We start from the raw sequence: 10494 nt of genomic DNA on the forward strand, positions 1-10494 counted from the left end.
GCCTGGTGGCCCGGAGGCGGCCGCCCGGGAGGCCCGCTACGAGGCCCTGCTCGCCGCCGCCCGCCGGCACCACGCCGCCGCGGTGCTGCTCGGCCACACCCGGGACGACCAGGCCGAGACCGTGCTGCTCGCGCTGGCCCGGGGCGCCGGCCCGCGCGGCCTGGCCGGCATGCCGGAGCGGCGTGAGTGGGCCGGGATGCCGCTGCTGCGCCCGCTGCTCGACGTCACCCGGGAGGACACCCGCAAGGCGTGCGCCGCGCTCGGCCTCGTCCCGTGGGACGACCCGCACAACGCCGACCCCGCGTACGCCCGGTCCCGGGTGCGCGCCGACCTGCTCCCGGCGCTGGTGGACGCGCTGGGCCCCGGCGTGGTCGACAACCTGGCCCGGACCGCCCGACTGCTCGCCGCCGACACGGCCGCCCTCGACGCGCTGGCCGCCGCCGCGCTCGCCGAGGTCCGCCGCCCCGAGGGCGGGCTGTCGGTCGACGGGCTCGCCACCCTCCCGGCAGCGGTTCGTACCCGGGTGCTGCACGCCTGGGCGCGGGAGTTGGGTGCCCCGCCGGCCGCCCTGTCGCACCGGCACGTCGCCGCCCTGGACGCCCTGGTCACCGACTGGCACGGGCAAGGGCCCGTCCACCTGCCCGGCGGCCTCCCGGTGCTCCGCCGCGCGGGCCGGCTCGTCCTCGCCGCCCACCGCTGAGCGCTCCCGGTCCGCCTGTCCCGGCGCAACCTGATCTCCGCCGTCACGGCGCCGACTTTCGCAAGTACGGCTCCCGCCCGGGCTGCGGCACCGTCGTGCGCCGCCGCCGGTCCCCCGGCCGTGGTGTCGCCCGTCGCCGCCGGTTGCCGCGGGCCACATCCGCACCCCGGTCGGTTGGAGCGGTTCACCCGGCGGCGCTCGGGCCCCTCCGTCGGCGGCGCCCGGGCCCCTCCGTCGGCCGGGCCCACCCTGGCATCCACCTTTGCTCTGCTTCAACGGGCGCAACACAACCGGCCCGGAACTGTTGCGTGGGTTTAAGCAGAGCAAAGGTGGGTCGGAGGGGGTTGCCGGGGACGAGCCGGCGTCGGGAGGGGGCGACTCAGGCGTCCGGCGGTCCGCCGGCCAGGGCGTCGACCACGTCGCCGAGGACGACGATGGCGGGCGGGCGGAGGCCGGCGGCGGTCACGTCGGCGGCCACCCCGCCCAGGGTCGACCGGAGGGTCCGCTGGCCGCTCGTGGTGCCCTCCTGGATCACCGCCGCCGGGGTGGCCGCAGGCTTCCCGTGGGCGATCAGGGTGGCGCTGATCGCGGCCAGGTTCTTCAGCCCCATCAGGATCACCAGGGTGCCGCGCAGGCCGGCGAGCGACTCCCAGCGCACCAGCGAGGCCGGCGAGTCGGGCGCCACATGCCCGGACACCACGGTGAACTCGTGCGCGACCGCCCGGTGGGTCACCGGCACGCCGGCCGCCGCCGGCACGGCGATGGCGCTGGTCACCCCGGGCACCACGGTCACCGGGACACCCGCCTCGGCGCAGGCCAGCAGCTCCTCGCCACCCCGGCCGAAGACGTACGGGTCGCCGCCCTTGAGCCGTACCACGGCCTTGCCGGCCAGGGCGCGGTCCACCAGGATCCGGTTGATCTCCTCCTGCGCGCGGGACGGCCCGTACGGGATCTTCGAGGCGTCGACCAGCTCGACGTCGGGACGCAGCTCGTCCAGGAGCAGCCCGGGCACGAGCCGGTCGGCGACCACCACGTCCGCCGCGGTGAGCAACCGCCAGCCCTTCACGGTGATCAGCTCCGGATCGCCCGGGCCGGCACCCACCAGCGCCACCCGGCCGGGTGCGCCACCGGTCCCGTCGGCCGGCCGGTCCGGGCGCGCGCTCAGCAGGTCGCGGATCGCGTCGCGGACGGCCATCGCGCGGCGGGAATCGCCGCCGCCGAGCACCGCCACGGTGACCGGGCCGTGCCGGGTGACCGCCGGGGTCCAGGCGGTGGCGGCCGCCCGGTCGTCGGCCCGGACGCAGAAGATCCGCCGCTCGGCGGCGGCGGCGCTGACCCCGGCCGCGGCGGCCCGGTCGTCCACCGCGACCTGGACCAGCCAGGCCCCGTCCAGGTCGCCGGGGGCGAACCGGCGGGGCTCCCAGTGCAGCCGACCGGCGTCGACGTGGGCGCGCAGCGCCGGGGTCAGCTCCGGCGACACCAGCAGCACGTCCGCGCCGGCATCGAGCAGCGCCGGCACCCGCCGGGTGGCCACCGCTCCCCCGCCCACCACGACCACCCGCCGGCCGGCCAGCCGCAGCCCGAGCGGGTACGGATTGGCGCTCACTTCTCGGCCACTCCCGCCGAGTCGAAGGTGGCCACCTCGTGCAGCACCCGGACCGCGCCGGTGACCACCGGGAGCGCGAGCAGCGCGCCGGTGCCCTCGCCGAGGCGCAGCCCGAGGTCGATCAGCGGGTCCAGGCCGAGGTGCCGCAGCGCCGCCGTGGCGCCCGGTTCCGCCGAGCGGTGCCCGGCGACCATCGCCCCGACCGCGTCCGGGGCGTACGCGGCGGCGGCGAGCGCGGCGCTGACCGCGATCACTCCGTCCAGCAGCACCGGCACCCGGCGCGCGGCGGCACCCAGGATCAGCCCGCACAGCGCGGCGTGCTCCAGCCCGCCGACGGCGGCGAGCACACCCAGCGGGTCGGCCGGATCGGGGGCGTGCCGGTCCAGCGCCGCCCGCACCACGCCGACCTTCCGGGCGTACGTCTCGTCGTCCACCCCGGTGCCGCGCCCGGTCGCGCCGGCCGGGTCGACGCCGGTGAACGCGGCGATCAGCGCGGCGGCCGGGGTGGTGTTGCCGATCCCCATGTCCCCGGTGAGCAGGATCCGAGCGCCGGCGTCGACCAGGTCCCCGGCCACCCGGATGCCGGTCTCCACGGCCGCGCGCGCCTCGTCGCGGGTGAGCGCCGCGGTGACGGTCAGGTCCCGGGTGCCGGCCCGCACGTTCGCCGCTACCAGCCGGGGACCGGTCGCGTCGCCGCCCCCGTCCGCCGGCAGCGGGGTGGCCACGCCGACGTCCACCACGGTGACCGAGGCGCCGGCCTGCCGGGCGAACGCGTTGACCACGGCGCCGCCGGCCAGGAAGTTGCCGATCATCTGTGCGGTGACCTCCTGCGGCCACGGGGTGACGCCCTGGGCGTGCACCCCATGGTCGCCCGCGAAGATCGCCACCGCGGCCGGCTCGGGCAACGGCGGCGGGCAACTCCCGGCCAGCCCGGCGAGGCGGATCGAGAGCGGCTCCAGGGCGCCCAGCGAGCCCGCGGGCTTGGTCAGCCGGCCCTGCAGTTCGCGGGCGGCCGCCATGGCGGCCTCGTCGAGCGGACGGATCGCCGCGACGGTGGACTCCAACATCATGCCTCCAGGATCTCCGCCAGCACGTCGGTGAACGCGTCGGTCGTCGCCGGATCGCGCACCGCGATCCGCAGCCAGTCCGGGCCCAGCCCGGGGAAGGTGTCGCCCCGGCGTACCGCCCAGCCGCGCTCGCGCAGCCGCTCGCGCACCGCCGCCGCACCGGGCAGGTGGACGAGGACGAAGGCGCTGGCCGGGCGGCCGACGACGCGTACTCCGGGCAGGCCGGCGAGGCGGGCCACCAGATGCTCGCGGTCGGCGGCGAGCCCGGCGGCGATGGCGCGCTCGGCCGCCACCGCGGCCGGGGCGGCGCAGGCGGTCGCCGCGGCGAGCGCCGGGGTGGAGACCGCCCAGAGCGGCTGGGCCTCGGCGCAGCGGGCGAGCAGGGCGGCGTCACCGAGCAGGTAGCCGACCCGCAGCCCGGCCAGTCCCCAGGTCTTGGTGAGGCTGCGGACCACCGCGAGGCCGGGCAGGTCGCGGCGGCCGGCGAGGGACTCGGGCTCGCCGTCGACGCCCGGGGCGAGCGTGGTGTCGGCGAACGCCTCGTCGACCACCAGCACCCGGCCGGGGCGGGCCAGCGCGGCGAGCGCCGCGGCGGGGTGCAGCACCGAGGTGGGGTTGGTGGGGTTGCCGATCATCACCAGGTCGGCGTCGGCCGGCACCCGGGCCGGGTCGAGCCGGAACTCCTCGGCCGGGTCGAGCAGCACCCGCTCGACCTGGTGGCCGGCGGCGCGCAGGGCGGCCTCCGGCTCGGTGAACTGCGGGTGCACCACCACCGGCCTGCGGGCGTCCCGCAGCGCCCGGGCGAGCAGCACGAAGCCCTCGGCGGCGCCGGCGGTGAGGAGTACCTCCTCCGGGGGTCGCCCGTGCCGGTGAGCGACGGCGGCCCGGGCCGGCCCGGGGTCCGGGTACGCGGCGAGCCGGCCGAGGGCGGCGACCAGCGGATCGGCCAGCCAGTCGGGCATCGGGGCGCGGCGGACGTTGACCGCCAGGTCCACCAGGCCCGGGGTGGCTTCGACGTCCCCGTGGTGCCCGAGGTCGGGCTCGACGGCTCCAGGTCGCAGCGCGGGGGCCGGCGCGACGCCGGTGAGCTGAGCACGCATGTCCGCGATCCTGCCGGGAAGCCGCCGCCCGGGACAGCGGATGCCGGCGTGGGCCGCGTCACCACTCCCACCCGGTCGCCCGTTTATGAATTCTTCTCATTTCCGAATCGGAAATGTCATAGCTTGACCTCGTGAGCAACCGACCCCTTGCCTCCGCCGGTCGTGCCATCCCTCTCCTCCGCGCCGGGCTGATCGCCGGCATCGTGGTCGCCGCCGCGGCGTACCCGCTCGCCGCCCTCACTGGCATCGGCGCCAAGGCGACCGCGCACGCCGTGGAGCAGAAGACGGACATCCTGAAGACCGCGCTACCCGCCGAGACCTCGTACCTCTACGCGCCGGACGGCAGGACGGTGCTGACGATGTTCTACGAGGAGTACCGGCAGTACACCAAGATCGAGGACATCTCGCCCAACGTCCAGCAGGCGATCGTCGCCGCCGAGGACAACCGCTTCTACCAGCACCACGGCGTCGACCCGAAGGGCGTGGCCCGCGCCTTCGTCTCCAACGCCCGCTCCGGCGGCGTCTCCCAGGGCGCCTCGACGCTGACCATGCAGTACGTCCGGATGGCCCTGCGGGACAGCGCCAAGACGCCGAAGGAGGTCCAGGAGGCCACCCAGCAGACCAGCCTGCGCAAGGTCAAGGAGATGCGCATGGCGCTGGAGATCGAGAAGCACCTCAGCAAGGAACAGATCCTGGAGCGCTACCTGAACTCGGCCTACTTCGGCCACCGGGCGTACGGGATCTACGCCGCCTCGCAGATCTTCTTCTCCAAGACCCCGGCCACCCTCAGCCCGGTCGAGGCGGCCACCCTCGCCGGCCTGGTCAAGTCCCCGTCGGAGTACGACCCGATCACCTCCGACCAGAAGGACGCCACCGGCCGGCGCAACTACGTGCTCGACAACATGGCCCGCCTCGGTTACCTGTCGCCGGACGCCGTCGCCCAGGCCAAGGCGGAACCGATCAAGCTCAAGCTGACCGACCCACCGAACGACTGCGCCGCGATGGACCCGAAGTACCGGCCGACCTGGGGCTTCTACTGCGACTACCTGAAGAACTGGTGGAGCACCCAGCCCGCCTTCGGGACCAACCGGCTGGAACGGATGGACAAGCTGCGCCGGGGCGGCTACCGGATCGTGCTCGCCCTCGACCCGAAGATCCAGGCGGCGGCGGAGAAGAACGTGGGCGCCAAGGACGCCACGGGCAGCCCGTACGCCAACGGCGTCGTGGTGGCCGAACCTGGCACCGGACGGATCAAGGCGATGGCGGTGAACCGGACCTACTCGCTGGACCTGAGCGAGAACCCGAACAGCTCCAACCCGGAGGCCGGCCCGAAGGTCAAGGCGAACTATCCGAACACGGTAGCGCCGCTGCTCGGCGGGGGCACGCTCCCCGGCTACCAGGCCGGATCGACGTTCAAGATGTTCACGATGCTCGCCGCGCTTAACTCCGGGACGAAGCTCTCCGACACCATCAACTCGCCGTTCAAGTACCAGTCGAGCGTCTACGACGGGTGGGCCCCGGTCAACGCCAGCGGCGCGATGACGGGCGTGCAGACCATGTGGTCCGGCTTCGGCAAGTCGGTGAACACCTTCTTCGTACAGCTGGAGGAGAAGATCGGCGCGGAGAAGGGCGTACGCCTGGCCGAGCAGCTCGGGCTGCGCTGGCGTACCGACGTGGACCGCGAGCACGCCGCGCCGGACAAGGCGAACAAGTGGGGCGCGTTCACCCTGGGCGTCTCCGACGCCACTCCGCTGGAGATGGCGAACGCGTACGCGGCGGTCGCCGCCGACGGGCGGTACTGCGAGGCGATCCCGGTCAATTCGATCATGAACCGGGACGGCACGCCGGCCATGTACACGACCGCCGGCGGGGTGGAGCGGGAGGTCGCCAAGCCGCGCTGCCGCCAGGTGGTCAGCGCCGACGCGGCCCGGGCGGCCACCGACGCGGCCCGCTGCCCGACCGGCGACAGCCCGGCCAAGGGTGGCTGCGGCGGCTGGTCGACCGCCGACAGCGTCCGCGGCACGGTCGGCCGCCCGGTCGCCGGCAAGACCGGTACCACGGACAGCACGCGGTCGGCCTGGTTCGTCGGCTACACCCCGGAACTGGCCGCGGCGAGCTTCATCGCCGACCCGGACAACCCGTTCAACGCGGTGGGTGACGGGTTGTCCGAGGTTCCCGTCGACGCGGTGGCGACGACCCTGCGCGACGCCCTCAAGGGACAGCCGGTCCGCCAGTTCACCCCACCGTCCGACCAGATCGTCGGCTGACCGTCCCACCCTGGACCGCCCGGGGGTGCGCCCGGGCTAGTTGATCAAGAGGTTTGCGCGCGGAGTCGCCCGATTTCCGACGCAAACCTCTTGATCAACTTTTCCTGGTCGGGGGCGCGGGTGGGGGTCAGCGGAGGTCGGCGGCGACGAAGGACCAGAGTTCGAGGTCGACCCGGGCCCCCCGGACGAAGCCGGCGTTGCGCAGCAGGCCCTCGTAGCTGAAGCCCGCCTTCTCCGCCACCCGGCGGGAGGCCACGTTCCCGGGCGCGACCCGCAGCTCGACCCGCTGGAACCCGTGCTCCAGGATGAGCGCGATGGCCACCCCGTCCACCGCCTCGGCGGCCAGGCCGAACCCGCGGGCGTGCGGGGCGAGCGCGTATGAGACCTCGGTCAGCCGGGCCCCCCAGTCGGTGCGCCGGGTCCAGAGGCAGCCGACCAGCCGCTGGTCCTCCCGGCGGACCAGCCCGTAGTGGTCGCCGTCCCCGCTGTCCCGGCGCTGCCGGGCCAGCTCGGTGCACCAGGCCCGCCCGTCGATCTGCCCGGACGCGTCGGCCAGCGGCAGCCAGCGCTGGGTCTGCCGGTCGGCGAACACCTCGTCCACCGCCTCGGCGTCCGCCCGCCCCAGCGGGCGTACCTCGGTGCGCGGGGTGGAGACGGTCAGCGCCGGGAAGCGGCGGACGGCCACCTGCCCGATCACGCCGGGGCCTCCGCGGGGGCGCCGGCCGCCGCGACCAGCCGGGCGGCGACCTCCGGGTACGCGGCCCAGTGCGGAACGAGCTGCGAGGCGTGCACACCCCGCCAGACGAAGCCCTCCGGGGCGCCCCCCGCCCAGCTCCACGCCGCCCGCTCGCCGGCCCGGGGGGTGAGCACCGCGGCGTGCTGCTTGTGCCCGATCACCGTGGTGCCCGCCGGGGCCACCACGCTGTCGCTCGCGGCGGTCGCCTCCCGGTAGCCGACCACCAGGCCCTCCCGGCTCGCGCCGATCGCGTCGAGCACCCCGCACATCGGCAGCCCGTCCAGCTCCCGGGCCAGCCAGAGCAGGCCGGCCCCCTCGGCGATCACCGGCCGCCCGGTACGGGCCAGCTCGGCCACCGCGATGCAGAGCCGGCGGTTGGCGGAGAGCCGCTCCGCGTACGCCTCGGGCAGCCCGCCGCCGACGACCAGCGCCCGGGTCCCGGCGGGCAGCGCCTCGTCGCGCAGCGGGTCGACGGTAACCACCTCGGCCCCGGCGGCGCGCAGCAGCTCCCCGGTCTCCGGATGGCTGTAGCTGCCGCCCGGGCCGCCGGCCAGCGCGACCACCGGCCGCTCCCCGGCCGGCGAGGCGGCGGCCGGGTCCGGTGACCACGGCTCGACCGCCAGCTCCGGCGCGGAGCGGGCCAGGCCCAGCAGCCGGTCCAGGTCGACGGTGGCGGCCACCGCCTCGCCGAGGCGGCGCACCGCGCGCAGCGCCTCGCCGTCCCGCTGGACCACCGGGACCATCCCGTGCCGGCGGGCGGGCAGCACCGGGGGCAGCTCGTGCCGGCGCAGCGCGCCGTAGACCGGCACCCCGACGTCGTCGAGCGCCTCCCGCAGCATCGCCTCGTGCCGGGGCGACGCCACCCGGTTGAGGATCACCCCGCCCAGCCAGAGCTGCTCGTCGTACGCCCGGAAGCCGTGCACCAGGGCGGCCACCGACTGACCCATCGCCGCCACGTCCACCACCAGCACCACCGGGCTGCGCAGCGTGGTGGCCACGGCGGCGGTGGACTCGGTCTCCGGGCGACCGGCGACCGAGTCGTAGAGACCCATGGTGCCCTGCACCAGGGCGAACTCGGCGCCGGCCGCGCCGTGCGCGAAGAGCGGGGCGATCCGCTCCGGGCCGACCAGCCGCGGGTCCAGGTTCCGCCCCGGGCGGCCGCCGGCCAGCCCCAGGTAAGCCGCGTCCACCTGGTCCGGCCCGATCTTGGCGCCGGCCACGTCCAGCCCCCGGTCGGCGAGGGCCGCGAGCAGCCCGAGGGCGAGGGCACCGGTGCCGTGCCCCGAGGAGGGCGCGCTGAGCACGACGCGCGGCACGAGGGTCATCATCGACTCCTGGACTGGGGTGGTTTCCGCCCGCGTGACCATACCCGCCCACGCCGACGCGCGACGGCCGCCGCTGGTCGGCTCGGGCGGCCCTCCCGTTCGGGACAGCCGCCGTTCCGGCCGGCTTGTGGCCCGGTGCGGGCCGGTGGCGCCGCTCACACGGGTAGCCTTGGCAATCGTGTACCGGTTCCTGCTGACCCCGCGCTGGCTGGGCTATCTCGCGCTGACCCTGGTCGCCGCCGCGGTGATGGTTTTCCTCGGCAACTGGCAGCTGGACCGCTACCGGGGCCGTACCGAGATCAACGAGCGGATCGACGCCGGCTCGACCATGGCCCCCGGGCCGCTGCGGGACGCCCTGCCCGCCCCGAGCGGCGGCCCCGGCAGCACCGGCCCGGCCCCGGCCCAGCGGCTGACCTGGACCAAGGTGACCGCCACCGGCCGGTACGACACCGCGAACGTGGTGCTGGTCCGCGGCCGTACCGTCGACAACGAGGTCGGCTTCGAGGTGCTCACCCCGCTGATCCTCGCCGACGGCAGCGCCGTGCTGGTGGACCGCGGCTGGATCCCGCCCGCCCCGGGCGGCAGCGCCACCACCCAGCCGCAGGTCCCGGCCGCGCCGGGCGGCGACGTCACGGTCACCGGCCGGGTGGTGTCCAGCGAGAGCGGTGGCGGCACGGTGGACCGGCGCGACGGCAAGCTGGAGACCCGGCGGATCAGCATCCCCCGGATCGCCAGGCAGCTCCCCTACCCGGTGGCCGGCGGCTACGTGCTGCTCGATCAGCAGACGCCGGCCGCCGACCCGGCGTTCCAGGCGGTCCCGATCGGGCACACCAACAACTGGCAGAACTTCGGCTACGTCGTGCAGTGGTGGCTCTTCGCCGGCATGAGCCTGTTCGGCTACGGCTGGGTGGCCCGCCGCGAGGCGCGCCGGATGGCCGGCCTCGACCAGCCCCGTACGCGGGTCGACCGGGCCGCCGAGCCCGCCGCCCCGACCTCCGCCTGACCAGCCGCCGCCGCCCGCCTCAGCCGGTGACCCGGCCCTCGTGGATGGCCCGGACGGCGTCGATCGTGTCGGCCTCGGCGGCGGTCTTGTCGTCGCGGTAGCGCACCACCCGGGCGAACCGCAGCGCCATGCCGCCCGGATAGCGGCTGCTCGTCTGCACCCCGTCGAAGGCGATCTCGACCACCTGCTCCGGGCGGACCCGGACCACCCAGTCGCCCTTCTCCACAGCCAGGCCGAGGAACCGCTCGGTCTGCCAGCGGAGCAGCTCGTCGGTCAGCCCCTTGAACGTCTTGCCGAGCATCACGAAGCCACCCGTACGCGGATCCCGAGCGCCCAGATGCAGGTTGGACAGCCAGCCCTGCCGCCGGCCGCTGCCCCACTCCACCGCCAGCACCACCAGGTCCAGGGTGTGCCGGGGCTTGACCTTGACCCAGGCCGAGCCGCGCCGCCCGGCGTCGTAGGGGGCGGCCGGGTCCTTGACCACCACCCCCTCCTGACCGGCGTCGACTGCCGCGGCGAACGCCGCGCCGGCCTGCTCCGCGTCGCTCACCTCCACCCGGCCGACCAGCAGCGTCGGGTCGACCGCGCCGGCCAGCGCCGCCCACCGCTCCCGCCCGGGCAGGTCGATCAGATCGGCGCCGTCGAGGTGCAGCAGGTCGAAGAAGTACGGCGTCAGCACCGTGGTGCCGG

At 75.7% G+C, this 10494-nt stretch carries 9 protein-coding genes; 3 read left to right on the plus strand and 6 right to left on the minus strand.

The genetic code is table 11. The annotated features are described in order from the left end of the window. On the plus strand, nt 1–700 hold a 700-nt coding region (gene tilS / locus ACWEVO_RS18125), incomplete at its 5' end, for a tRNA lysidine(34) synthetase TilS (protein ID WP_452308691.1). A gap of 379 nt (nt 701–1079) precedes the next feature. On the opposite strand, the gene cobA is transcribed toward tilS, so the two are convergent. Genes cobA through cobC form a run of 3 tightly spaced genes read right to left on the minus strand, consistent with a single transcriptional unit; the run spans nt 1080 to nt 4473 of the window. Next, nucleotides 1080–2306, minus strand: coding sequence for a uroporphyrinogen-III C-methyltransferase (gene cobA / locus ACWEVO_RS18130; protein WP_452308692.1), 1227 nt, complete (start codon nt 2304–2306; stop codon nt 1080–1082). Beyond that, the gene (cobT, locus tag ACWEVO_RS18135; protein ID WP_452308699.1) at nt 2303–3373 is read right to left on the minus strand and encodes a nicotinate-nucleotide--dimethylbenzimidazole phosphoribosyltransferase; all 1071 of its coding nucleotides are present in this window, start codon (nt 3371–3373) and stop codon (nt 2303–2305) included. Before cobT ends, cobA begins: the two co-directional genes overlap by 4 nt. Then, nucleotides 3373–4473, minus strand: coding sequence for an Rv2231c family pyridoxal phosphate-dependent protein CobC (gene cobC / locus ACWEVO_RS18140; RefSeq protein ID WP_452308693.1), 1101 nt, complete (start codon nt 4471–4473; stop codon nt 3373–3375). Before cobC ends, cobT begins: the two co-directional genes overlap by 1 nt. Nucleotides 4474–4604: 131 nt before the next feature. Between cobC and ACWEVO_RS18145 the strand changes: the two genes are divergently transcribed. Beyond that, nucleotides 4605–6740, plus strand: a complete 2136-nt coding sequence (locus tag ACWEVO_RS18145; protein ID WP_452308694.1) for a transglycosylase domain-containing protein — start codon at nt 4605–4607, stop codon at nt 6738–6740. A 127-nt stretch (nt 6741–6867) separates the two neighbouring features. Here ACWEVO_RS18145 and ACWEVO_RS18150 read toward each other — a convergent pair whose 3' ends face one another. Then, nucleotides 6868–7437: a GNAT family N-acetyltransferase gene (locus ACWEVO_RS18150; RefSeq protein ID WP_452308695.1), complete on the minus strand. Its 570-nt coding sequence runs from the start codon at nt 7435–7437 to the stop codon at nt 6868–6870. Then, on the minus strand, nt 7434–8801 hold the full coding sequence (locus tag ACWEVO_RS18155) for a cobyrinate a,c-diamide synthase (protein ID WP_452308696.1): 1368 nt from the start codon (nt 8799–8801) through the stop codon (nt 7434–7436). The genes ACWEVO_RS18150 and ACWEVO_RS18155 overlap by 4 nt, the downstream gene beginning before the upstream one ends. 178 nt (nt 8802–8979) lie before the next feature. Between ACWEVO_RS18155 and ACWEVO_RS18160 the strand changes: the two genes are divergently transcribed. Beyond that, nucleotides 8980–9804: an SURF1 family cytochrome oxidase biogenesis protein gene (locus ACWEVO_RS18160; protein WP_452308697.1), complete on the plus strand. Its 825-nt coding sequence runs from the start codon at nt 8980–8982 to the stop codon at nt 9802–9804. Between the two features lie 19 nt (nt 9805–9823). Here ACWEVO_RS18160 and ACWEVO_RS18165 read toward each other — a convergent pair. Next, a partial coding sequence (locus tag ACWEVO_RS18165; protein WP_452308698.1) for an ATP-dependent DNA ligase occupies nt 9824–10494 on the minus strand: 671 nt, incomplete at its 5' end.

The organism is Micromonospora sp. NPDC003776 (genome assembly GCF_053605645.1).